The organism is Mesorhizobium sp. WSM3864 (genome assembly GCF_002294955.1).
Taxonomy (GTDB): domain Bacteria; phylum Pseudomonadota; class Alphaproteobacteria; order Rhizobiales; family Rhizobiaceae; genus Mesorhizobium.
This window is the reverse complement of the sequence record NZ_NSGD01000033.1, coordinates 1-24,452: the sequence shown is the minus strand read 5'-3', so window position 1 is coordinate 24,452 and position 24,452 is coordinate 1. Positions and strand designations below refer to the sequence as shown.

The 24,452-nt window shown below is 62.4% G+C and carries 20 protein-coding genes, 1 tRNA gene and 1 pseudogene; 20 read left to right on the top strand and 2 right to left on the bottom strand.

The genetic code is table 11. The annotated features are described in order from the left end of the window. Positions 1 to 291: 291 nt before the first annotated feature. From CK215_RS29350 to CK215_RS29275, 16 genes are all read left to right on the top strand, one after another. Complete coding sequence (locus CK215_RS29350) at positions 292 to 1,980, top strand: hypothetical protein (protein ID WP_348628620.1); 1,689 nt, start codon at positions 292 to 294, stop codon at positions 1,978 to 1,980. Between the two features lie 92 nt (positions 1,981 to 2,072). Continuing rightward, entirely contained in the window at positions 2,073 to 3,671 is a 1,599-nt protein-coding gene (locus CK215_RS29345) for a hypothetical protein (RefSeq protein WP_348628619.1), read from the top strand. A 202-nt stretch (positions 3,672 to 3,873) separates the two neighbouring features. Further along, positions 3,874 to 4,359 carry a group II truncated hemoglobin gene (locus CK215_RS29340; protein WP_095832996.1) on the top strand — a complete coding sequence of 162 codons (486 nt, stop codon included), beginning with the start codon at positions 3,874 to 3,876 and terminating at the stop codon, positions 4,357 to 4,359. A gap of 88 nt (positions 4,360 to 4,447) precedes the next feature. Continuing rightward, on the top strand, positions 4,448 to 4,957 hold the full coding sequence (locus CK215_RS29335; RefSeq protein ID WP_095777619.1) for a metal-dependent hydrolase: 510 nt from the start codon (positions 4,448 to 4,450) through the stop codon (positions 4,955 to 4,957). 36 nt (positions 4,958 to 4,993) lie between these two features. Further along, a tRNA-Trp gene (locus CK215_RS29330) sits at positions 4,994 to 5,069 on the top strand. 358 nt (positions 5,070 to 5,427) lie between these two features. After that, positions 5,428 to 5,631: a preprotein translocase subunit SecE gene (secE, locus tag CK215_RS29325; protein WP_095832995.1), complete on the top strand. Its 204-nt coding sequence runs from the start codon at positions 5,428 to 5,430 to the stop codon at positions 5,629 to 5,631. Positions 5,632 to 5,658: 27 nt separating this feature from the next. Beyond that, entirely contained in the window at positions 5,659 to 6,183 is a 525-nt protein-coding gene (gene nusG / locus CK215_RS29320) for a transcription termination/antitermination protein NusG (RefSeq protein WP_066989575.1), read from the top strand. A 160-nt stretch (positions 6,184 to 6,343) separates the two neighbouring features. Continuing rightward, complete coding sequence (rplK, locus tag CK215_RS29315) at positions 6,344 to 6,772, top strand: 50S ribosomal protein L11 (protein WP_059189557.1); 429 nt, start codon at positions 6,344 to 6,346, stop codon at positions 6,770 to 6,772. Between the two features lie 4 nt (positions 6,773 to 6,776). Next, positions 6,777 to 7,475, top strand: a complete 699-nt coding sequence (gene rplA / locus CK215_RS29310; RefSeq protein ID WP_066989577.1) for a 50S ribosomal protein L1 — start codon at positions 6,777 to 6,779, stop codon at positions 7,473 to 7,475. 386 nt (positions 7,476 to 7,861) lie between these two features. Then, complete coding sequence (gene rplJ / locus CK215_RS29305) at positions 7,862 to 8,380, top strand: 50S ribosomal protein L10 (protein ID WP_066989579.1); 519 nt, start codon at positions 7,862 to 7,864, stop codon at positions 8,378 to 8,380. A 54-nt stretch (positions 8,381 to 8,434) separates the two neighbouring features. Beyond that, positions 8,435 to 8,815: a 50S ribosomal protein L7/L12 gene (rplL, locus tag CK215_RS29300; protein WP_066989581.1), complete on the top strand. Its 381-nt coding sequence runs from the start codon at positions 8,435 to 8,437 to the stop codon at positions 8,813 to 8,815. A gap of 265 nt (positions 8,816 to 9,080) precedes the next feature. Beyond that, positions 9,081 to 13,217, top strand: coding sequence for a DNA-directed RNA polymerase subunit beta (gene rpoB / locus CK215_RS29295; protein WP_095832994.1), 4,137 nt, complete (start codon positions 9,081 to 9,083; stop codon positions 13,215 to 13,217). A 146-nt stretch (positions 13,218 to 13,363) separates the two neighbouring features. Further along, a complete protein-coding gene (gene rpoC / locus CK215_RS29290; protein WP_066989905.1) occupies positions 13,364 to 17,560 on the top strand; it encodes a DNA-directed RNA polymerase subunit beta' in 4,197 nt (1,398 codons plus the stop codon). 76 nt (positions 17,561 to 17,636) lie between these two features. Then, the gene (locus CK215_RS29285) at positions 17,637 to 18,302 is read left to right on the top strand and encodes an O-methyltransferase (protein WP_095832993.1); all 666 of its coding nucleotides are present in this window, start codon (positions 17,637 to 17,639) and stop codon (positions 18,300 to 18,302) included. Between the two features lie 75 nt (positions 18,303 to 18,377). Next, the gene (locus CK215_RS29280; RefSeq protein ID WP_141245575.1) at positions 18,378 to 19,220 is read left to right on the top strand and encodes a WG repeat-containing protein; all 843 of its coding nucleotides are present in this window, start codon (positions 18,378 to 18,380) and stop codon (positions 19,218 to 19,220) included. Between the two features lie 17 nt (positions 19,221 to 19,237). After that, positions 19,238 to 19,459, top strand: a complete 222-nt coding sequence (locus CK215_RS29275; RefSeq protein ID WP_170950433.1) for a WG repeat-containing protein — start codon at positions 19,238 to 19,240, stop codon at positions 19,457 to 19,459. Positions 19,460 to 19,476: 17 nt separating this feature from the next. Here the strand turns inward: CK215_RS29275 and CK215_RS29270 are convergent, their stop codons facing one another. Continuing rightward, positions 19,477 to 20,406, bottom strand: coding sequence for a Gfo/Idh/MocA family oxidoreductase (locus CK215_RS29270; protein ID WP_095832990.1), 930 nt, complete (start codon positions 20,404 to 20,406; stop codon positions 19,477 to 19,479). Between the two features lie 97 nt (positions 20,407 to 20,503). Continuing rightward, the gene (locus CK215_RS29265) at positions 20,504 to 20,785 is read right to left on the bottom strand and encodes a transcriptional regulator (RefSeq protein WP_066989908.1); all 282 of its coding nucleotides are present in this window, start codon (positions 20,783 to 20,785) and stop codon (positions 20,504 to 20,506) included. Positions 20,786 to 21,248: 463 nt separating this feature from the next. On the opposite strand from CK215_RS29265, the gene rpsL reads away from it, so the two are divergent. The 4 genes and pseudogenes from rpsL to CK215_RS29245 all read left to right on the top strand — a co-directional run. Continuing rightward, positions 21,249 to 21,620: a 30S ribosomal protein S12 gene (rpsL, locus tag CK215_RS29260; RefSeq protein WP_006202128.1), complete on the top strand. Its 372-nt coding sequence runs from the start codon at positions 21,249 to 21,251 to the stop codon at positions 21,618 to 21,620. 62 nt (positions 21,621 to 21,682) lie between these two features. Beyond that, positions 21,683 to 22,153, top strand: coding sequence for a 30S ribosomal protein S7 (gene rpsG / locus CK215_RS29255; protein ID WP_041003106.1), 471 nt, complete (start codon positions 21,683 to 21,685; stop codon positions 22,151 to 22,153). A 29-nt stretch (positions 22,154 to 22,182) separates the two neighbouring features. Further along, entirely contained in the window at positions 22,183 to 24,273 is a 2,091-nt protein-coding gene (gene fusA, locus CK215_RS29250; RefSeq protein ID WP_067321482.1) for an elongation factor G, read from the top strand. Between the two features lie 101 nt (positions 24,274 to 24,374). Next, positions 24,375 to 24,452: pseudogene (locus tag CK215_RS29245) on the top strand (elongation factor Tu); the annotation flags it as partial.

Here is a 24,452-nt window from a genome sequence, read left to right as displayed (position 1 = left end):
GTCTGTTCAGGAGCGGGTCGCTTCAACATGACCCAGTGAATCAAAAACCCCCGGCAAACGCCAGGGGTTTGTCAGCAATCTGAGGGCGGTCTTCGGGCCGCCCTTTTTGTTTCTCACGTTGCTGCGGAGTCGAACATTCGAGGTGATGCAAAAGCTATTGCAACCACCGCCGCCGCAACTATCATAGGTTGCCGCAGGGGCTTCGCCAACATGATTTCCGGGCGTCATTCAAACGGTATGGCATTATGGTGCCGCGGGCTGGTTCGTGTGATACCGGTCCTTGCGGTAGTGATGGTTGCCTTTGCAGCGAAGGCCGAGGATTTTTACCCGAAGACACCCTCCGATCCGAGGACATGGAATCCAAACACCTGGTACCTTCCAGGAATGTTCTCCAATGATTTCTCGGAGATGCGGTTTGTTGTTGTGCGGAGCAGCGCCACCGGCTGCGAGCCTAAGTGTCCGGAATGGATCTCGGCGGAGGGCGCCATCGAAGCCGGCACACCGGCTAAGCTAAAGCGAATATTGAAGGCGCTCGGCCGCCGCCAATTGCCGATTATCGTCAATTCCCCGGGCGGCAATGTCGATGCTGCGCTTCAGCTTGGCCGAATAATCCGCAAGAACAAGCTGGATGTCGCTGTCGGGGTGACCAAATTTTTCGGATGCTGGCCGGGGATGGACGACTGCCGAGCCAACGATGGCAAGGGCGCCGCCTATTTCGGCACAGCCTCAGACGGCGGCGCCATGTGCAATTCTGCCTGTCCGCTGATGTTTGCCGGCGGCGTCCGCCGCTTGGCAGGTGGCTGGGCCTATCTGGGTGTCCATCAGATCACCACCACCTATTTCCCCGCCAAACGGCAATATCGAACCACCTATCGAGTTGTGCGGGGCAAAAAATATCAGGTCACCACGGAAACCATCACTCAGGGCGAGAGCTACAAGACCTATGAAATGAGCAGGGCGGTTTCGAGGAGGCTCTCGGCTTATCTCAGGGAGATGGGTGTCGGGCAGGGCGTGCTGGACACGATGAAAGCCACGCCGGCCAGCGAAATCCGGCAGATCGCTCTCCAAGATATGCTGACAATGAACCTGGCAACCGGCACGGAGACTGTCGACCTATTGACCAGCGCAAGCTTGTGCATGCTCGACCAGTCGGCCCCAAGTTGCCGAGAAATACCGGGGAATGCCAGCCCGGCCAAGATGGTATCGACGAAAGCGAAGGGCGTACCTCCTCAAAAGGCTGAAGCCTCGCTTTCCCCGCCGGCCAAGGTCGCGCCCATTAAGCCGTTCCAGGGAGCGGCAGGAAATGCGGCGCCGGAGATCCGCTTCGTGGTAGTTCGCGGCAGCGATCCGCTCTGCGATCCCGACTGCCCGGAATGGATTTCAGCGGAAGGCGCGATCACCCCTCGAACTCCGCAAAAACTTCGCCAGTTGCTCGCCGCGCTCGACAACCCGCGGCTTCCCATTGTGATCAGCTCACGAGGCGGCGACTTGTTTGGCGCCTTGGCCGCAGGACGGCTTATCCACGAACGCAAGCTAGACGTCGTCGTCGCCCGCACCAATATCCTGGGTTGCAACCCGCCCGGAGCAGGCTGTCTGGACGACAATGGCGCCTATGTCGGGCTGATCAGCCAATTCGGAGTGGAGTGCGATTCAGCCTGCGCACTCATGCTTGCCGGCGGTGCCAGGCGGCTGGTCGATCCAAAGGCGCGGCTCAGCGTGTCGTCGATGGGACAGAAGCGGATCGTCAAAGCCTATTTGGACGAGATGGCGATCAGCCCAGGCCTGTTCGCAGCGATAGATCAGAGTTCGGTCGAGCGTCAGCTTGAACCCGATGTAATGCTCAAGGTCGGGCTGGTGACCGGGCTGGACACATCGGACACGCTGACTGGCCCCGCCATTTGCAGGTCCTCGCCAAAGCCGGACAATTGCCGGCTCCCGCCCTCCGCCAACGCCCAGGCAAAGATGCCGCCAGAACTTTAGCGTTGTCGCGACGAAGTCGAGGCAGCAGCCGTCAGGCTGGCATTGCTCGCACCCTCTTCAATTCTATTGCAAGCATCGTCGCCGTAACTAGCATGGGTTGGACCGAGGGCTTGGCAGGCGTGATTTCCGCGTTCCTTTCAAAGGGTATTTCGTGGCCGCTAGGGCTGGTTCGGCTCGGGCTGGCCATCGCTATTGGGCTTACCGCGTTTGCCGCCGCAGCGAAGGAAACGCCGCCGGATTACGGCCCTGCCATGCGCTTCGTCGTGGTGCGCAGCAGCGCGCCAGGCTGCGAGCCGAGCTGCCCGGAATGGATTTCTGCCGAAGGCAGCATCGAGGCCGGCACGCCGGCGCGGTTCAAGCGCCTCTTGAAGACGCTCGGCGGCCGGCAACTGCCGATCGTCGTCAATTCTCCTGGAGGCAATGTCGACGCCGCGCTCCAACTCGGCCGTATGATCCGTAAGAACAAGCTCGACATCGCCGTGGGCACTACGGGGTTTTCCGGCTGCTCGCCCGAAATGAAGAACTGCCGGGACAATGACAGTAAGAACACGCCGTATTCCGGCATCGCCTACGACAGCGGCGCCATGTGCAATTCCGCATGTCCCCTGATGTTTGCCGGCGGCGTCCGCCGTGTGGTCGGCGAGTGGGCTTTTCTCGGGGTTCATCAGATCACCACGACATATCACAGGGAAAAGCTGCTCTACCGCACCACCTACAGAATTGTGAACGGCAAGAAGAAGGTCCTCAGCACCAAGGTCGTCAGCCGCAAGAATGCCGGCAGCTACAAGACCTACGAGATGAGCAAGGCGGTCGAGAAACGGCTGTCCGGCTATCTGAAAGAAATGGGTATTGGGCAGGGCGTGCTGGACGTGATGAAGGGGACGCCGGCAAGCGACATAAGGCAGATCGAGCCCGACGATATGCTGGAGATGAAGCTCGTCACCAGCCTCGATTCTCTCGACCTGATGACCGAAGCAGCCATATGCCGGCGCGATCCGGTGCCAACGAGCTGCCGCGAGATACCGGCCAATGGCAAGGCCAAGCCGGCCGAGGTGGCGACGGTCGCGGCCAAACCGGCCTACAGCCAGCCGGCGGAGGCAGCATCACCGCCAAAGCCGCAGCAGGAAATGCGTTTCGTCCTCGTTCGCGGCAGCAATCCGCTCTGCAACCCCGACTGTCCGGAATGGATTTCGGCGGAGGGAACGATCGTTGCCGGCACGCCCGACAGGCTGCGCGAGCTGCTGGACAAGGTCGGCGGGCGCAGGCTGCCCATCGTCCTCAACTCACAGGGCGGCGATGTCCAGGGCGCGCTCGCCGCCGGCCGGCTGATCCGCGAGCGCAGATTGGATGTTGCGGTCGCCCGGACGGATTTTCTCGATTGCGATCCCGGCACGGCAGGGTGCGTCTCCAAGGACAACCTTCATAATGGTCTCACCGTTGAAGCCGGCGCCGAATGCGATGCAGCCTGCGTGCTGATGATCGCCGGCGGCACCAGGCGCTTGGTAGGCGCCGATACGCGTTTCCTGGTGCATTCCATGGGCATGGAAGACAAGGTCCGGTCGTATCTTGAGGAGATGGCGATCGGCTCGGGCTGTTCGTCGCGATGCAGTCGGCCCAATCCGCCAAGCACAGGGAGCTCAGCCAGGACGAATTGGCGGGGTTCGGGCTCACCACCAGCCGCCAGTCGGTAGACGCTCTGACGGGCGCCACTATCTGCAAATCTTCGCCAAAACCCGATAACTGCCGGGTTCTGCCGTCCGCCAACGCCGAAGCGGAATCGCCGGCCAAGCTTTAGCAGCATTCGGCGCCATGCCAGCACTGGCCATGGAGGCAGGTTGAGCCGGCTCAGAGCTTCCCGCTATCCTTCTAGGCTCAAACGTAGGAGGACCGGAGATGAGCGAGGGCGTCCCGACTTTGTTCGAATGGGCCGGCGGCAGCGAGGCGCTCAACCGGCTGACGCAGATCTTTTACAACAGAGTGACCTTGGACCCGATCGTCGGTCCGGTGTTCAGGCACATGTCGCCGGACCATCCGGCGCATGTCGCCGCCTTCATCGGCGAGGTTTTCGGCGGGCCGAAGACCTACAGCGAACGGCATGGTGGCCACCGCGAGATGGTCAGGCATCATCTCGGCAGGCATCTGAGCGAGGAGCAGCGCCGGCGCTGGATCAACCTTCTGGCGGACGCGGCGGACGAAGCCGGCCTGCCGGACGATCCCGAGTTCCGTTCCGCCTTGATGGGCTATGTCGAGTGGGGATCGCGGCTGGCCAAGATTAATTCCAATCTCGGCGAGACTTGCGACCCTGAGACCGAGCCAATGCCAAGCTGGGGCTGGGGTGTGCCGGGCGGGCCTTACAAGCCGCCGGCCGGGAAATCGTAGCCGAAGATGCTGGGTTTCTGCAAAATTCCGAAAAGATGACGTCGCAAAGACACCGCAGGGTCGTTGCATCAATGTGAGACGACCTTGCATGCTGATTGCCCATCTCCCATCGGGCTATATTCTGGGAAGGCTCGCGCGAAGACGGCGACGGGAGGCATCCGATGTGGTGGCTGCCGCAATGCTCGGCAGCGTCATCCCGGACATCGACATGCTCTATTTTTACCTGATCGATGGCGGTCGCACGCACCATCATGCCTACATCACGCATTGGCCGTTGTTCTGGGCGACGATCGGGACGGTAGGCGTGTCGGTCGGTCGGTTGTTGGGGTCGCGGCGTCTGCCGTCGATCGCCATCTTCTTAGCCGGAGCCATGTTGCATATGGCGCTCGACACGGTGGCATCGCCGATCATGTGGTTGGCGCCGTTCAGTCATCGCCCGTTTGAGCTCGTGGCGGTTCCGGCCAGCCATGGGAACTGGGTCCTGAACTTCGTTCTGCATTGGACTTTCGCGCTTGAACTCGTGATCTGCGCATGGGCCCTGCGGCTTGGATGGCTGCGATCGGCGCTTCCGGCCGACGTGTCTCAAAAGGGCTCTTGAGTTCTCATCGGCTTTGTGAAATAGCAGCGCCCGTATACGGGCATAGCTCAGTTGGTAGAGCGGCGGTCTCCAAAACCGCAGGTCGTAGGTTCGAGCCCTGCTGCCCGTGCCACCTCCCATGGCAGACTGAGGGTGGGTGCGCTCCGCCGTTGAAAACCGGGGGGCGGCTTGCCATATAGCGAAAACTGGGGCATAAGGCCCCGCATAGCCGGGACGGAACGACTGGATGGTTCCGAGGCGGCGCTAAAACATAAAGCGGAACACTTGCCACTTGCGTGGACCAAGAATCGGTTTTATGTAGACTGAACAGACACGCGACGCGTGGAGCTGGGAAGCCGGCTTTACGCGTCTGATTTGCGTGGGCGAAATGGTGGTGCTGATTCGGCGCCGGCACGAAGTCCAGGCGGCACGTCCCGGCCAGCGGGATCATCCAGGAGACCCGGCCAACGGGTCTTGAAGACAGGCGGCAGATGGCTTCGAAAACCACAAACCCTTTCACCTTTCTCCAGCAGGTTCGCGCGCAGACGGCCAAGGTGACATGGCCCTCGCGCCGCGAGACCATGATCTCGACGGTGATGGTCCTGGTTTTTGCGCTCATCGCCATGATCTTCTTCTTCACCGCCGACATAGCCATGGGCTATGCGATCGAGTGGATTCTGGGCCTCGGACATTAAGTTCGGCGATTACGGAGAGGTCGTGAAATGACGCGGTGGTACATCGTCCACGCTTATTCGAACTTCGAGAAGAAGGTCGCCGAGGACATCGAGAACAAGGCCAAGCAGAAGGGCCTGTCGGGCGAGATCGAGCAGATCGTGGTGCCGACGGAGAAGGTCGTCGAGATACGCCGCGGCCGCAAGGTCGATGCGGAACGCAAGTTCTTCCCCGGTTATGTACTCTTGAAGGCCAACCTGACGGACGCCGTATTCTCGCTGGTCAAGAACACGCCGAAGGTCACCGGCTTCCTCGGAGACTCCAAGCCCGTGCCGATCACCGAAGCCGAGGCGCAACGCATCCTGAACCAGGTTCAGGAAGGCGTCGAGCGTCCGAAGCCGTCGGTCACCTTCGAGATCGGCGAGGCGATCCGCGTCTCGGACGGTCCGTTCGCGTCGTTCAACGGCTTCGTCCAGGAAGTGGACGAGGAGCGGGCGCGCCTCAAGGTGGAAGTTTCGATCTTCGGGCGCGCGGTGCCCGTCGATCTCGAATTCGGACAGGTCGAAAAGGGCTGATCCGAAGGTCCCCGTCCGACAGGCGAAGGGATCGGCGGCGCGAAGGAATGGCGCTGCCATGAACGGGTGGGAGGCGAATGCGGCTTAGCCGGCCGCTGGAACCGCACCACCAGACTGCAACCGCCGGTTTTCCCGGCATGAGATAAAGGCAGGAATAGAGATGGCTAAGAAAGTTGCAGGCCAGCTCAAGCTCCAGGTTGCCGCGGGCTCGGCCACGCCGTCGCCCCCGATCGGCCCGGCGCTTGGTCAGCGCGGCATAAACATCATGGAGTTCTGCAAGGCGTTCAACGCGCAGACCCAGGAACTGGAGAAGGGCTCGCCCATCCCGGTCGTCATCACCTACTATCAGGACAAGTCGTTCACCTTCGTCATGAAGACGCCGCCGGTGAGCTACTTCCTGAAGAAGGCCGCCAACCTGAAGTCTGGTTCGAAAGAGCCGGGCAAGGTCAAGGCCGGCACGATCTCGCGCGACAAGGTGCGCCAGATCGCCGAGCAGAAGATGAAGGACCTGAACGCAAACGACGTCGAAGCGGCCATGCGCATGGTCGAGGGCTCCGCCCGCTCGATGGGCCTGGAAGTGGTGGGCTAAGATCATGGCAAAGATTGCAAAGCGTGTTGCCAAGAGCCGTGAAGGCATCGACCCGAACAAGGCCTATGCGCTCTCTGAGGCGCTGCAGCTGCTGAAGGACCGGTCCACGGTGAAGTTCGACGAGACGGTCGAGGTCGCGATGAATCTCGGCGTCGATCCGCGCCATGCGGACCAGATGGTCCGCGGCGTTGTCAACCTGCCGAACGGCACTGGCCGGTCGGTGCGCGTCGCCGTGTTCGCGCGCGGCGACAAGGCCGAGGAGGCCAAGGCGGCCGGCGCCGATATCGTTGGCGCCGAGGACCTGGTCGACATCGTCCAGAAGGGCACGATCGATTTCGATCGCTGCATCGCCACCCCGGACATGATGCCGCTGGTCGGCCGCCTGGGTAAGGTGCTCGGCCCGCGCGGCATGATGCCGAACCCGAAGGTCGGCACCGTGACCCCCGATGTCGCGGCCGCCGTCAAGGCCTCGAAGGGCGGCGCCGTCGAGTTCCGCGTCGAGAAGGCCGGCATCGTCCAGGCCGGCGTCGGCAAGGTCTCGTTCGACGTCAAGGCGCTGGAAGAGAATGTGCGGGCCTTCGCCGATGCGGTGAACAAGGCCAAGCCCGCCGGCGCCAAGGGCAACTACGTCAAGAAGGTGTCGGTCACCTCGACGATGGGTCCCGGCCTCAAGCTCGACATCGCGACGCTCGCCGCGTCGTAAATGTCGCCTGACCGGCTTCTGGCCGGTCGCAAAAGAATTCCGGACCGCCGATCCGTCGGCGGCCCGGTAACCCGGAGGCTGAAAGGTTTCCGGATATCCTGTCCGAGATTGCAGGCGGCCGGCCTTGGTTCAAAAGGGGGCCTTAATTCATGTGGGCCTGCATGAGACGGGTGAAGACCCGACAAAGGAGCGAAAAGCTCCAATGAAAGGTTCGAACCGTGTTTGCCTTTTGTCAGCACATTAACCGGCTTTGCCGGCGGATGTGGCGAAAGGGGGCAGGATCCTCGAGCGCCGTTCGGGAGATCCGTTTGTGGATGGCCCGGCCGGCAAAAGGCAACCCGACTTCTGACCTCGTGAATGGGGCAGGGGTCAACTGGAGATAGGCAGTGGACAGAGCGGAAAAACGCGAACTCGTCACGGGCCTGAACGAAGCGTTCTCGAACGCGGGTTCAGTCGTCGTGGCCCACTACGCCGGTATCACCGTCGCGCAAATGAACGACCTTCGGTCGAAGATGCGCGCCGCCGGTGGCACCGTCAAAGTCGCGAAGAACCGTCTCGCCAAGATCGCTCTTCAGGGCACGGACTCCGCATCGATCGTCGATCTGTTCAAAGGACAGACGCTGATCGCTTATTCGGAGGATCCGGTTGCGGCGCCGAAGATCGCGTCCGAGTTCGCCAAGGGGAATGACAAGCTGATCATTCTCGGCGGCGCAATGGGCTCGACCTCGCTCAACGCCGACGGTGTCAAGGCACTCGCCACGATGCCGTCGCTCGACGAGCTGCGCGCCAAGCTGGTTGGCATGATCGCCACGCCGGCAACCCGGATCGCCCAGATCGTCAATGCGCCCGCGGCTTCGGTCGCGCGCGTCATCGGCGCTTACGCCCGGAAGGACGAGGCGGCATGAGGCCGTTCCTCGCTGTCAACAACACACGTTCGAACCAAGTAAAGGAATACACAAATGGCTGATCTGGCAAAGATCGTAGACGACCTTTCGAAGCTGACCGTCCTCGAGGCGGCCGAGCTGTCGAAGCTCCTGGAAGAGAAGTGGGGCGTTTCGGCTGCTGCTCCGGTGGCGGTCGCCGCTGCTGGCGGTGGCGCTGCCGCTGCTGCTGCTCCGGCTGAAGAGAAGACGGAATTCGACGTCGTTCTCGCCGACGCCGGCGCCCAGAAGATCAACGTCATCAAGGAAGTCCGCGCCATCACCGGCCTTGGCCTCAAGGAAGCCAAGGACCTCGTCGAGGCGGCTCCGAAGCCGGTCAAGGAAGGCGTTTCCAAGGCCGATGCTGACAAGTTCAAGGCTCAGCTGGAAGCAGCTGGCGCCAAGGTCGAGCTGAAGTAAGCCTTATGGTTGAGGGCGGACGGCCTCGCGCCGGCCGCCCCCTCCCTTGACGAAAGGGAGGCTTCGTTGCGCGAGACGTTTGAAAACCTCTTTCCTGAGGGCTGGAAGCGGCCTTCAGGAAACGGGTTTTCTCCCGTTTTTACCGGCAGCCGCCAAGCAATTGGAAGGGCGGCCGGAAAACAGACAGGGGCGGCCGGCGAGCGGCCCATTGGTGCAAGGCGAACCGCGGCGAGGTTCGCCCCGAGTTTTGAGCTAAGGAGCGACGATGGCCCAGACCCAGACTTTCAATGGCCGCAGACGCGTACGCAAGTTCTTCGGGAAGATCCCGGAAGTTGCGGAGATGCCGAACCTCATCGAGGTTCAGAAGGCATCCTATGACCAGTTCCTGATGGTGGACGAGCCCAAGGGTGGGCGTCCGGACGAGGGGCTGCAGGCTGTTTTCAAGTCGGTCTTCCCGATCTCCGATTTTTCCGGCTCCTCGATGCTGGAATTCGTGAAGTATGAGTTCGAAGGACCGAAATTCGACGTCGACGAATGCCGTCAGCGCGACCTGACCTATGCTGCGCCGCTGAAGGTGACGCTGCGCCTCATCGTGTTCGATATCGATGAGGATACCGGCGCGAAGTCGATCAAGGACATCAAGGAGCAGGACGTCTATATGGGCGACATGCCGCTCATGACGTCGAACGGCACCTTCATCGTCAACGGCACCGAGCGCGTCATCGTCTCGCAGATGCACCGTTCGCCGGGCGTCTTCTTCGACCACGACAAGGGCAAGTCGCACTCGTCGGGCAAGCTTCTGTTTGCCGCGCGCGTCATCCCCTATCGCGGCTCGTGGCTCGACATCGAGTTCGATTCCAAGGACGTGGTCCACGCCCGCATCGACCGCCGCCGCAAGATTCCGGTGACGTCGCTGCTGATGGCGCTCGGCATGGACGGCGAAGAGATCCTGTCGACCTTCTACAACAAGATCACCTACAAGCGCGCCGGCGACCACTGGCGCATCCCGTTCAATGTCGAGCGCTTCCGCGGCCTCAAGGCTGTCGGCGACCTGGTTGACGCCGACACGGGCGAGATCGTCGTCGAGGCCGGCAAGAAGATTACCGCCCGCCAGGCCCGCCAGCTCGGCGAAAAGGGTCTCAAGGCGATCAAGGCGACCGACGAGGACCTGCTCGGCAACTACCTGGCCGAGGACATCGTCAACTACGCCACCGGCGAGATCTTCCTCGAGGCCGGCGACGAGATCGACGAGAAGACGCTGAAGGTGCTGCTCGGCACCGGCGAGGACGAGATCCAGATCCTCGACATCGACCACGTCAATGTCGGCGCCTACATCCGCAACACGCTCGCCGTCGACAAGAACGAGAGCCGCCAGGACGCGCTGTTCGACATCTATCGCGTCATGCGTCCGGGCGAGCCGCCGACGCTCGAGACCGCCGAAGCCATGTTCAACTCGCTGTTCTTCGACAGCGAGCGCTATGACCTGTCGGCTGTCGGCCGCGTCAAGATGAACATGCGCCTCGAGCTCAAGGCCGAGGACACCGTGCGCGTGCTGCGCAAGGAAGACATCCTGGCCGTGGTCAAGACGCTGGTCGAGCTGCGCGACGGCAAGGGCGAGATCGACGACATCGACAATCTCGGCAACCGCCGCGTCCGCTCGGTCGGCGAGCTGATGGAGAACCAGTACCGCGTCGGCCTGCTGCGCATGGAGCGCGCGATCAAGGAGCGTATGTCCTCGATCGAGATCGACACGGTCATGCCGCAAGACCTGATCAACGCCAAGCCGGCGGCCGCCGCCGTGCGCGAGTTCTTCGGCTCCTCGCAGCTCTCGCAGTTCATGGACCAGACCAACCCGCTGTCGGAGATCACCCACAAGCGTCGCCTGTCGGCGCTTGGACCGGGCGGTCTGACCCGCGAGCGTGCCGGCTTCGAGGTGCGCGACGTGCATCCGACGCACTACGGCCGTATCTGCCCGATCGAGACGCCGGAAGGCCCGAATATCGGTCTGATCAACTCGCTCGCCACCTTCGCGCGTGTCAACAAGTACGGCTTCATCGAGAGCCCGTACCGCAAGATCGTCAACGGCAAGCTGACCAATGAAGTCGTCTATCTGTCGGCGATGGAGGAGGCCAAGCACCACGTCGCGCAGGCCAACGCCGAGCTCGATAAGAACGGCAGCTTTGTCGACGAGTTCGTCATCTGCCGCAACGCCGGCGAGGTGATGATGGCGCCGCGCGAGAACGTCGACCTGATGGACGTGTCGCCGAAGCAGATGGTGTCGGTGGCCGCGGCCCTCATCCCGTTCCTCGAGAACGACGACGCCAACCGCGCGCTGATGGGCTCGAACATGCAGCGTCAGGCCGTGCCGCTGGTGCGCGCCGAGGCGCCGTTCGTCGGCACCGGCATGGAGCCGGTCGTCGCCCGTGACTCAGGCGCCGCCATCGGCGCCCGCCGCGGCGGCGTGGTCGACCAGGTGGACGCCACCCGTATCGTTATCCGCGCCACCGAAGATCTCGACCCGGGCAAGTCCGGCGTCGACATCTACCGGCTGATGAAGTTCCAGCGTTCGAACCAGAACACCTGCATCAACCAGCGTCCGCTGGTGCGTGTCGGCGACCGGGTGAACAAGGGCGACATCATCGCGGACGGTCCCTCGACCGAGCTCGGCGATCTGGCGCTCGGCCGCAACGTGCTGGTCGCGTTCATGCCGTGGAACGGCTACAACTACGAGGACTCGATTCTGCTCTCCGAGCGCATCGTGGCCGATGACGTCTTCACCTCGATCCACATCGAGGAGTTTGAGGTCATGGCCCGCGACACCAAGCTCGGACCGGAGGAGATTACGCGCGACATTCCGAACGTCTCGGAAGAAGCGCTGAAGAACCTCGACGAGGCCGGCATCGTCTATATCGGCGCGGAAGTGCAGCCGGGCGACATCCTGGTCGGCAAGATCACGCCGAAGGGCGAAAGCCCGATGACGCCGGAAGAGAAGCTCCTGCGCGCCATCTTCGGCGAAAAGGCCTCGGACGTTCGCGACACCTCCATGCGCATGCCTCCGGGTACCTTCGGCACGGTCGTCGAAGTGCGCGTCTTCAACCGTCACGGCGTGGAGAAGGACGAGCGCGCCATGGCGATCGAGCGCGAGGAGATCGAGCGTCTGGCCAAGGACCGCGACGACGAGCAGGCGATCCTCGACCGCAACGTCTATTCGCGCCTGTCGGACATGCTGGTCGGCAAGGAAGCGATTGCCGGACCGAAGGGCTTCAAGAAGGGCTCGAAGCTGTCGAAGGACACGCTCGACGAGTATCCGCGCTCGCAGTGGTGGCAGTTCGCCGTGGAGAACGAAAAGCTCCAGAGCGAGCTGGAAGCCCTGCGCGGCCAGTACGACGACTCCAAGAAGGCGCTGGAGCAGCGCTTCATGGACAAGGTCGAGAAGGTGCAGCGCGGCGACGAGATGCCTCCGGGCGTCATGAAGATGGTCAAGGTCTTCGTGGCGGTGAAGCGCAAGATGCAGCCGGGCGACAAGATGGCCGGCCGTCACGGCAACAAGGGCGTGGTGTCGCGCATCGTTCCGGTCGAGGACATGCCTTTCCTCGAGGACGGCACGCATGCCGATATCGTGCTCAACCCGCTGGGTGTGCCGAGCCGCATGAATGTCGGCCAGATCCTGGAAACGCATCTGGGCTGGGCCTGCGCCGGCATGGGCAGGAAGATCGGCGAGCTGATCGACGCCTACAAGGCTGGCGGCGACATCAAGCCGCTGCGCAAGACGCTGGAAAGCTTCATGCCTTCCAACGACCGCAACGAGCCGGTCCGCGACTATGACGACGAGAGCATCATTCGCCTGAGCGAGCAGATGCGCCGCGGCGTCTCCATCGCGACTCCGGTGTTCGACGGCGCGCACGAAGCCGACATCAACACCATGCTGCAGCAGGCGGGTCTGCACACCAGCGGTCAGTCGCAGCTTTATGACGGCCGCACCGGCGAGCCGTTCGATCGCAAGGTGACGATGGGCTACATCTATATGCTCAAGCTTCACCACCTGGTGGACGACAAGATCCACGCGCGCTCGATCGGTCCGTACTCGCTCGTCACCCAGCAGCCGCTGGGCGGCAAGGCGCAGTTCGGCGGCCAGCGCTTCGGCGAAATGGAGGTCTGGGCGCTGGAAGCCTACGGCGCCGCTTATACGTTGCAGGAGATGCTGACGGTGAAGTCGGACGACGTTGCCGGACGCACCAAGGTCTACGAGGCGATCGTGCGCGGCGACGATACGTTCGAAGCCGGCATTCCCGAGAGCTTCAACGTTCTCGTCAAGGAGATGCGCTCCCTCGGCCTCAATGTCGAACTGGAGAACACCAAGTTCGAAGACGCTCCCGTGCGGCTGCCCGATGCTGCCGAATAGGGGCGCGGCCGAATAAGGGTAATGGCGCGCCGCGAAACGACGCGGCGCGCCGCACAAATTCTCGGCCGGTCAGGCCGGCCAGTCTGCGGGCATTCGGCCCGCGCTCGATGCAAGGGGTTTTCGAGGACCCCGAAAAGGAGAACGGCATGAACCAAGAGGTCATGAATCTCTTCAACCCCCAGGCGCCTGCGCAGGTGTTCGATTCCATCCGGATCTCGCTCGCCAGCCCTGAGAAGATTCTGTCCTGGTCGTTCGGTGAGATCAAAAAGCCGGAGACCATCAACTACCGCACCTTCAAGCCGGAGCGTGACGGTCTGTTCTGCGCGCGCATTTTTGGTCCGATCAAGGACTACGAGTGCCTGTGCGGCAAGTACAAGCGCATGAAGTACAAGGGCGTCATCTGCGAAAAGTGCGGCGTCGAAGTCACGCTGTCGCGCGTCCGCCGCGAGCGCATGGGCCATATCGAGCTCGCCGCCCCCGTCGCCCATATCTGGTTCCTGAAGTCGTTGCCTTCGCGCATCGGCACGCTGCTCGACATGACGCTGAAGGATATCGAGCGCGTCCTCTACTTCGAGAACTACATCGTCACCGAGCCTGGCCTCACCGCGCTGAAGGAGCACCAACTGCTCAGCGAGGAAGAGTACATGCTCGCCGTCGACGAGTATGGCGAGGACTCTTTCACCGCCATGATCGGCGCCGAGGCCATCCATGACCTGTTGGCCGGCATGGATCTGGAGAAGATCGCCGGCGATCTGCGCTCGGAGCTGGCTTCGACCTCGTCCGAGCTCAAGCAGAAGAAGCTTCTGAAGCGGCTCAAGGTCGTCGAGAACTTCATGGAATCCGGCAACCGTCCGGAATGGATGATCATGAAGGTCGTCCCGGTGATCCCGCCGGACCTGCGCCCGCTGGTCCCGCTGGACGGCGGCCGCTTCGCCACGTCCGACCTCAACGACCTCTATCGCCGCGTCATCAACCGCAACAATCGTTTGAAGCGGCTGATCGAGCTGCGCGCGCCCGGCATCATCGTGCGCAATGAAAAGCGCATGCTGCAGGAGGCCGTCGACGCGCTGTTCGACAACGGCCGCCGCGGCCGCGTCATCACCGGCGCCAACAAGCGTCCGCTGAAGTCGCTGTCCGACATGCTCAAGGGCAAGCAGGGTCGGTTCCGCCAGAACCTGCTCGGCAAGCGTGTCGACTATTCTGGCCGCTCGGTCATTGTGACCGGTCCGGAACTCAAGCTGCATCAGTGCGGCCTGCCGAAGAAGATGGCGCTGGAGCTGTTCAAGCCCTTCATCTACGCCCGCCTCGATGCCAAGGGTTTCTCCTCGACCGTCAAGCAGGCGAAGAAGCTGGTCGAGAAGGAGCGTCCGGAGGTCTGGGATATCCTCGACGAGGTCATCCGCGAGCATCCGGTGCTCTTGAACCGCGCGCCGACGCTGCACCGCCTCGGCATCCAGGCGTTCGAGCCGATCCTGATCGAAGGCAAGGCGATCCAGCTGCATCCGCTGGTCTGCACGGCCTTCAATGCCGACTTCGACGGCGACCAGATGGCGGTCCATGTGCCGCTGTCCCTGGAAGCGCAGCTCGAAGCGCGCGTGCTGATGATGTCGACCAACAACATCCTGCACCCGGCCTCCGGCGCGCCGATCATCGTGCCGTCGCAGGACATGGTTCTCGGTCTCTACTATCTGTCGATCGTCAACCAGAACGAGCCGGGCGAAGGCATGGTGTTCGCCGACATGGGCGAGCTCCAGCATGCGCTGGAGACCAAGGCGGTGACCCTGCACGCCAAGATCAAGGGCCGCTTCCGCACCGTCGATGCCGAAGGCAAGACGGTGTCGAAGATCTATGAAACCACGCCCGGCCGCATGATCATCGGCGAGCTTCTGCCGAAGAACGTCAACGTGCCGTACGACATCGCCAACCAGGAGATGACCAAGAAGAACATCTCCAAGATGATCGACACCGTCTACCGCCACTGCGGCCAGAAGGAGACGGTCATCTTCTGCGACCGCATCATGGCTCTCGGCTTCGCGCATGCCTGCCGCGCCGGCATTTCGTTCGGCAAGGACGACATGGTGATTCCGGACACCAAGCTGAAGCTGGTCTCCGATACCGAGGCTTTGGCCAAGGAGTACGAGCAGCAGTACAATGACGGCCTGATCACGCAGGGCGAGAAGTACAACAAGGTGGTCGACGCCTGGGCCAAGTGCTCGGAGAAGGTCGCCGACGAGATGATGGCCCGCATCAAGGCCGTCGAGTTCGAGGAAAACGGCCGTCAGAAGCCGATGAACTCGATCTATATGATGTCGCATTCGGGTGCGCGCGGTTCGCCTACCCAGATGCGCCAGCTCGCCGGCATGCGCGGCCTGATGGCCAAGCCTTCGGGCGAGATCATCGAGACGCCGATCATCTCGAACTTCAAGGAAGGCCTCACCGTGCTCGAGTACTTCAACTCGACCCACGGCGCCCGCAAGGGTCTGGCCGACACCGCCTTGAAGACGGCGAACTCGGGGTACCTGACCCGCCGTCTGGTCGACGTGGCGCAGGACTGCATCGTGAATTCGCTGGATTGCGGCACCGACAAGGGCCTCACCATGCAGCCGATCGTCGATGCCGGCCAGATCGTCGCCTCGGTCGGTCAGCGCGTGCTCGGCCGCACGGCGCTCGACGACATCAACCACCCGGTCTCCGGCGAAGTGCTGGTCAAGGCCGGCAAGCTGATGGACGAGCGTGACGTGGAGCAGATCGAGAAGGCCGGCGTCCAGTCGGTCCGCATCCGCTCGGCGCTGACCTGCGAGGTCAGGACCGGAGTCTGCGCGGTCTGCTACGGTCGCGATCTTGCCCGCGGCACGCCCGTCAACCAGGGCGAGGCCGTCGGCGTCATCGCAGCGCAGTCGATCGGCGAGCCGGGCACCCAGCTCACCATGCGCACCTTCCACATGGGCGGCACCGCGCAGGTGGTGGATTCTTCGTTCCTCGAAGCCTCCTATGAGGGCAAGGTCGAGATCCGCAATCGCAACGTGGTGCGCAACTCCGAAGGCCAGCAGATGGTGATGGGCCGCAACATGGCGGTTCTGATCCTCGACGAGGCCGGCAAGGAACGCGCCACGCACCGCGTCGCCTACGGCTCGCGCATTTTCGTGGATGACGGCGACAAGGTGAAGCGCGGGCAGCGCATCGCCGAGTGGGATCCTTACACCCGGCCGATCCTCACCGAAATTGAGGGCAAGGTGGCGTTCGAGGATCTGGTCGACGGCATCTCCGTGCAGGAGACGGCCGACGAGTCGACCGGCATCACCAAGCGTGAGGTCATCGACTGGCGTTCGACGCCGCGCGGCAGCGACCTGAAGCCGGCGATCGTCGTGCAGGACGCCAAGGGCAAGGTGGGCAAGCTGTCGAAGGGCGGCGATGCACGCTTCCTGCTCTCGGTCGAGGCCATTCTCTCGGTCGAGCCGGGCGCGCATGTCCGTCCGGGCGACGTGCTTGCGCGTATCCCGATGGAAAGCGCCAAGACCAAGGACATCACCGGCGGTCTGCCGCGGGTGGCCGAACTGTTCGAGGCTCGCCGTCCGAAGGATCACGCCATCATCGCCGAGATCGATGGCACGGTCCGCTTCGGCCGCGACTACAAGAACAAGCGCCGCATCATCATCGAGCCGCACGACTCGACGCTGGAGCCGGTCGAGTACCTGATCCCCAAGGGCAAGCCGTTCCATCTGCAGGACGGCGACGTCATCGAGAAGGGCGACTACATCCTCGACGGCAACCCGGCGCCGCACGACATCCTGGCGATCAAGGGCGTGGAGGCGCTTGCGTCCTACCTCGTCAACGAAATCCAGGAGGTCTACCGCCTGCAGGGCGTGTCGATCAACGACAAGCACATCGAGGTGATCGTTCGCCAGATGCTGCAGAAGGTCGAGATCACCACGCAGGGCGACTCGACCTACATTCCGGGCGACCACGTCGACGTGATCGAGCTGGAAGAGGTCAACGAGCGGTTGATCGAGGACGGCAAGAAGCCGGCCGAAGGTCAGCCGGTGCTGCTCGGCATCACCAAGGCCTCGCTGCAGACGCCGTCCTTCATCTCGGCCGCGTCCTTCCAGGAGACGACCAGGGTGCTGACGGAAGCCGCGGTCGCCGGTAAGACCGACATGCTGCAGGGTCTGAAGGAGAACGTCATCGTCGGCCGCTTGATCCCGGCCGGTACGGGCGGCACGATGAGCCAAATAAGGCGCATCGCCACCTCGCGCGACGAGCTCATCATCGACGAGCGCCGCAAGGCCTCCGGTGTCGAGGTCGCCGAGCCGATGCTGACCAACATGGTCAACGCCGCGCAGTAAGCGCGGATGCAATGAGAGAAAGAAAAGGGGCCCGCGTGGCCCCTTTTTTCATTCGGGTTATGAACGAGGAAAAACCATGAGCGCCAGGACCTGGACAGCTGTCGACGACTACATCGTCTCCTCTCTTTTCGATGCGGATCCCGCGCTAGACGCGGTGCTTGCGGCGAACCGCGAGCAGGGCCTGCCGGCGATCGACGTCTCGGCCGCGCAGGGCAAATTGCTTTCGCTTCTGGTGCGGATTCGCGGCGCAAGGAAGGTGCTCGAGATCGGCACGCTCGGTGGTTACTCGACCATCTGGATGGCAAGGGGCCTGCCTGCCGATGGCAGAGTAGTGACGCTGGAGCTTGAGCCGCACCGTGCCAGGGTCGCGCGCTCGAACTTCGAGCGGGCAGGGGTTTCCGACAAGGTGGATCTGCGGCTCGGGCCAGCTCTTCAATCGCTAGCAGCCTTGGTCAGCGAAAATACCGGTCCGTTCGACCTGATCTTCATCGACGCCGACAAGCCGAACAACCCGAATTATCTCAGCTGGGCCATGCGGCTGTCGCGCTCCGGAACGGTGATAGTCTGCGACAATGTCATCCGCGACGGCGCCGTGCTGAAGGATGACGGCCGCGACGAATACGTCGCCGGTGCCCGAGCAGCGCTCTCATTCATCGGGCAGGAGAAGCGGCTGGACGGCACCGCCATCCAGACCGTCGGCGCCAAGGGCTATGACGGATTTGCGATAGCGATCGTCGATTGAACATATGGGCGGCCAGCGCATTGCAATTTGATACGAGAAACCGCTAAGCTTTTTTTGGTCCGACTGGAATTGGTCATGGTCACTTTCCAAAGCCATCAAGAGTTGTGGCCATTGCGCTCTAAGTCAAATGGCAAGACCGGATACATCGATCGCAATGGCGATTGGGCCATCAAGCCAACATTTGACAAGGCTACCTATTTCCACAGCTGCAGAGCCGGCGCACTTCTGGGCGATCGCTGGGGAGTTCTGAACAAGCAAGGCGATTGGTTGGCTGCTCCGAGGGCAACAAACGCGCTGAACACGTACGGGGAAGGCCCGGTGCGTGCGCAGGTGGCTGGAAAATGGGGCCTTATCGACGATGCGGGAAACTGGATCATCAAGCCGCAGTTCTCGTCCATGTCATGGTTTTCGTCAGGCCTCTGCAGCGTCATTCTTGAGGGAAGGTACGGCTGCGTAAATTTTGCCGGGAATTGGGTCATTCCGCCCGTCTACGGGATGATCGGCGCGTTCTATGGCGGCGAGGCAATCGCAAAACTCTCAAACGGCCTCTTTGGCTGCCTCGACGCCAGCGGTAGCTGGAATGTTCCGCCGGCCTTCAGAAGCCTTTCAGTACGTGATCCTGTGAGCGGGCTTGCCGCTGCCGGCGTCATGACTGATACCCGGGGATATCTTGAAGGCTATATCGACCAAGATGCGAAATGGGCTATCGAGCCAAAGTTTCATCGCGCGGGGCGCTTCTCCGAAGGATTTGCGTGTGCACAACGGGGCGACCCCGGCGATGACATCATTCTCGAACACGAACGATGGGGTTTTATTGACAGTACGGGCGCGTGGATCATAGAGCCGGGTTCCAAGGCGCGCTCCAGTGCTCCGCAGGCGTGGCTCCCGTCGAGTACCACGATCGATTTGGCTTCCTGAATATGCAAGGCGTGTGGGTGTTTGAGCCGGTTCTCGACGTCGCCTGGCCGCTATTCAATGGTCTTGCCGAGGCCAAGCTCAATGGGAAGTATGGTTTCCTCGATCGTTCGATGAACTGGATCATCAAACCAATTTACGACAAGGCTGAAGACTTCGGAGACCTGATTCATGTCGAACTCGGCGGCCATGAAATGTACATCGATCGACTTGGCAGCAACCTGAATGGCTCCGCAGCCTGACGCCGATCGTTAGTGGTTCAATCGAAGAAAGGCTCGACCACATTGCGCTTGCCGAGCATGAAGGCGTCGGCGACGTGCTGGAGCGGGGCCAGGTCGACGTCGCAGATGCCGGCGCGGACAATCTCGGCGAAACGCTTGTAGAGCATCGGATATTCGGCTTCCGGCTCGTCATGGATGATCTTGCCGTCGACGGCGAGCTTTGCGCCGCCGCCCGAAAGCACCATCTTGCCCTTGTCGGTCTCGGCCAGGATGTCCCAGCTCTGCGGACCGGTCTGTAGCCAGTCGAGCTCCATCGTCACCGGGAGCCCGTTCGAGGTGCGGAAGGTGACATGCGCCGCGACCGGCGAGGCGCGGTTCTCGGGGAAGTCGAGCACGGCCGAGGTGATGAACATCGGCGGCAGGATGTGGGTGGCGATCGATAGCGCGTTGATGCCGGGATCAAATACGCCGAAACCGCCCGGCGCCCAGATCCATTCCTGGTTCGGGTGCCAACGGCGCACGTCTTCCTTCCAGTTGATCGCGGCCGAGTCGATTCTGGCCGAAGCCAGGAAGGCGCGCGCGGCCTCGACCGCCGGCGCGTAGCGCGAATGCCAGCTGGCAAAAAGCGAAACGCCTTTCTTCGCGGCAATCGCCTTCAGGTGCTCGACCTCGCTGACGGTGGCACCCGGCGGCTTCTCCATGAAGACGTGCTTCCCGGCCTCGAGCGCGGTGCGCGCGGCGTCATGGCGGAACTGCGGCGGCATGCAGAGCGAGACGGCTTCCACGTTCGGCTCGGCCTCGAGCATCGCCTCGATCGTCGGATAGTTCGGGATGCCGTCCACCTTGCCGTGGCGGCTGGCGGCGGCCGCAAGCCGATAACTGCTGTCCTTGGCCAGTGCCGGAAGATGCTGGTCGCGGACGATCTTTCCCACGCCGACGATACCGATCCTGATGGGGTTGCTGGTCATTGGGACTCCGAGGGATGGAAGAAGTAGGTGTTCTTAGGCACGACAACGGTGCCCGGCAAGCCTGGACGAAATCGCAATCTCGCGATCCCTCACGGGATCAGCTCGGCTCGTCGAAGGTAACGATCGAGACTTCGCCCTCCAGCGCGCCCTGATAGGCGGACAGATGCGGCTCTTCGTCGGGGGTGCCTTCCATGTCGCCGATCTGGTCGAGCTCGGCTTCGGCGAATCCTTCGGCGGCGAGCGATTCGAGCGCGCGGCGGACGGCAGAATCATCGTCGGGCGCGACCAGCATCACATGCACGCCTTCCGGCTTGCCGCCTTTTCGCCGCCACACCCGGCCGGTGATGATGGTGACCGGGCGCTCCTCGTTGTCGTTCACGGGCTGATTCCTCCGGAAGCGGGGAGTTTTGCCATTCATGCCGCCTTATTTGCACGAAGCCGGCCGAGATGACAGGCGAAAGCCGGTCACTTTCTTCCTCGCTCTTGAAAAAAGACGCAAGAAAATTACATGCGTTTTCCGCATGGCTGCCAAGCTCCGGATCGGGCGCAATATTTGCCGTTCCGGGGTTGACGGATAGGGGGCTTGCGAGTAGAAGCCGCCACGTCAGAACCGATGTGAGACTTGCTTTTCCGAGGCGACGCGCCTTGGAGTTTGCCTCAAACAGGGTTCGTTTTACGAGCGAAAAGACATCTCCGGCGCGCATGAAGCGGCTTCCGCTTCCTCTGCAATTTGTTCGGGCAGGACCGCGAGGCGCGGTGTGTTGCCCGAATTCGCGTATGGACATGACGCTTTGAGCGGCCCTGACAGGGCAAGACACGGAATTGAGAGACAAGAGGGTTTAATGCCTACCGTCAACCAGCTGATCCGCAAGCCGCGCTTGGCGCCGGTGAAGCGCAACAAGGTCCCGGCCATGCAGCAGAACCCGCAGAAGCGGGGCGTCTGCACGCGCGTCTACACGACGACGCCGAAGAAGCCGAACTCGGCGCTGCGCAAGGTGGCCAAGATCCGTCTGACCAATGGTTTCGAAGTGATCGGCTACATCCCGGGCGAAGGCCATAACCTTCAGGAGCACTCGGTGGTCATGATCCGTGGCGGCCGCGTCAAGGATCTGCCGGGCGTCCGCTATCACATCATCCGCGGCGTGCTCGACACGCAGGGTGTGAAGAACCGCAAGCAGCGCCGTTCGAAATACGGTGCCAAGCGTCCGAAGTAAGGGTTTCCGGCTTCGGCGCTCTTTTTGACTGCGCCGTGCCACGAGATTGAGAGACAAGAGCCATGTCCCGTCGTCACAGTGCAGAAAAGCGTGAGATCAATCCGGACCCCAAGTTCGGCGATCTGGTCGTCACCAAGTTCATGAACGCCGTCATGTATGACGGCAAGAAGTCGGTCGCCGAGACCATCGTCTACGGCGCGCTGGACCAGGTCCAGGCCAAGACCAAGCAGGAGCCGGTCGCTGTCTTCCACCAGGCGCTCGACAATGTCGCGCCGCATGTGGAAGTGCGTTCGCGTCGCGTCGGCGGCGCCACCTACCAGGTTCCGGTGGACGTGCGCCCCGAGCGCCGCCAGGCGCTGGCCATCCGCTGGCTGATCGCCGCCGCACGCAACCGCAACGAGACTACGATGGTCGACCGCCTCTCGGGCGAGCTGATGGACGCGGCCAACAACCGCGGCACGGCCGTCAAGAAGCGTGAAGACACCCACAAGATGGCGGAAGCCAACCGCGCCTTCGCGCACTACCGCTGGTAAAGCGCGAACGAGACTGAGAGGCACCTCCCATGGCCCGCGAATACAAAATCGAAGACTACCGCAATTTCGGTATCATGGCGCATATCGACGCCGGCAAGACGACGACGACCGAGCGCGTCCTGTACTACACGGGCAAGTCGCACAAGATCGGCGAAGTCCATGACGGCGCTGCCACCATGGACTGGATGGAGCAGGAGCAGGAACGCGGCATCACCATCACCTCGGCCGCGACCACGACCTTCTGGAAGGGTCGTGACGGCAAGATGCGCCGCTTCAACATCATCGACACTCCCGGACACGTCGACTTCACCATCGAGGTCGAGCGCTCGCTGCGCGTGCTCGACGGCGCCATCGCGCTGCTCGATGCCAACGCCGGCGTCGAGCCGCAGACCGAGACCGTGTGGCGCCAGGCCGACAAGTACCACGTGCCGCGCATGATCTTCTGCAACAAGATGGACAAGATCGGCGCCGACTTCTACCGCTCGGTGGAAATGATCGGCTCGCGCCTCGGCGCGCAGGCCGTTGTCATGCAGCTGCCGATCGGCGCCGAGACCGAGTTCAAGGGCGTCGTCGACCTCGTCGAAATGAACGCGCTGGTCTGGCGCGACGAGACACTGGGCGCTGCCTGGGACGTCGTCGAGATCCCGGCCGACCTCAAGGACAAGGCCGCTCAGTATCGCGAGAAGATGATCGAGGCCGCCGTCGAGATGGACGAGACCGCGCTCGAGAATTACCTCGAAGGCAACATGCCGTCGAACGACGAGATCCGTGCGCTGATCCGCAAGGGCACCATCGCGGTCAAGTTCTTCCCGATGTTCTGCGGCTCGGCCTTCAAGAACAAGGGCGTGCAGCCGCTGCTGGACGCCGTTGTCGAATACCTGCCGTCGCCGATCGACGTGCCGGCCATCAAGGGTGTCGACGCCAAGACCGACGCCGAGATCGAGCGTCATGCCGACGACAACGAGCCGCTGTCGATGCTGGCGTTCAAGATCATGAACGACCCGTTCGTCGGCTCGCTGACCTTCGCTCGCATCTACTCGGGCAAGCTCACCAAGGGCACCTCGCTCGACAACACCGTGAAGGGCAAGAAGGAGCGCATCGGCCGCATGTTGCAGATGCATGCGAATTCGCGCGCCGATATCGAGGAAGCCTATGCCGGCGACATCGTCGCGCTGGCCGGCCTCAAGGACACGACGACCGGCGACACGCTCTGCGATCCGCTGCATCCGGTCATCCTCGAGCGCATGGAATTCCCCGATCCGGTCATCCAGATCGCCATCGAGCCGAAGACCAAGAACGACCAGGAAAAGATGGGCCTCGCGCTGCATCGCCTGGCGGCAGAGGATCCGTCCTTCCGCGTCAAGACCGACGAGGAAAGCGGTCAGACCATCATCGCCGGCATGGGCGAGCTGCATCTCGACATCATCGTCGACCGCATGCGCCGCGAGTTCAAGGTGGAAGCCAATGTCGGCGCTCCGCAGGTGGCCTATCGCGAGACGATCACCCGGACCCACGAGCAGGACTACACGCACAAGAAGCAGACGGGCGGCACCGGCCAGTTCGCTCGCGTCAAGATCGTGTTCGAGCCGAACACCGAGAGCGAAGAGTTCCTGTTCGAGTCCAAGATCGTCGGCGGTGCGGTGCCGAAGGAATACATCCCCGGCGTCGAGAAGGGCATCCAGAGCGTCATGGGTTCCGGCCCGTTTGCTGGTTTCCCGATGATCGGTGTCAAGGCGACGCTGATCGACGGCGCCTTCCACGACGTCGACTCCTCGGTGCTGGCGTTCGAAATTGCCTCCCGCGCTTGCTTCAAGGAAGCGGCCCCGAGGCTCGGCGTGCAGCTGCTGGAGCCGATCATGAAGGTCGAGGTCGTGACGCCGGAAGACTATGTCGGCGGCGTTATCGGTGACCTCAACGGCCGTCGCGGCCAGATCCAAGGCCAGGAAGCCCGTGGCGTGGCAGTCGTCATCAACGCGATGGTGCCTTTGGCCAACATGTTCAAGTACGTCGACAATCTGCGTTCGATGTCGCAGGGCCGCGCCCAGTACACGATGCAGTTCGACCACTATGAGCCGGTCCCTACGGCGGTGGCCCAGGAAGTCCAGAAAAAGTACGCGTGAGAATGCCTGTGCCACCGGAACCGCGGCTCTTACGCGTTTCCGGTTCGGCTGGAGCGAATATCAATTTCCCCGAGCGGGATGAGTAAAGACGGAGAAATACAGTGGCAAAAGGTAAATTCGAGCGCACCAAGCCGCATGTGAACATTGGCACGATCGGCCACGTCGATCATGGCAAGACG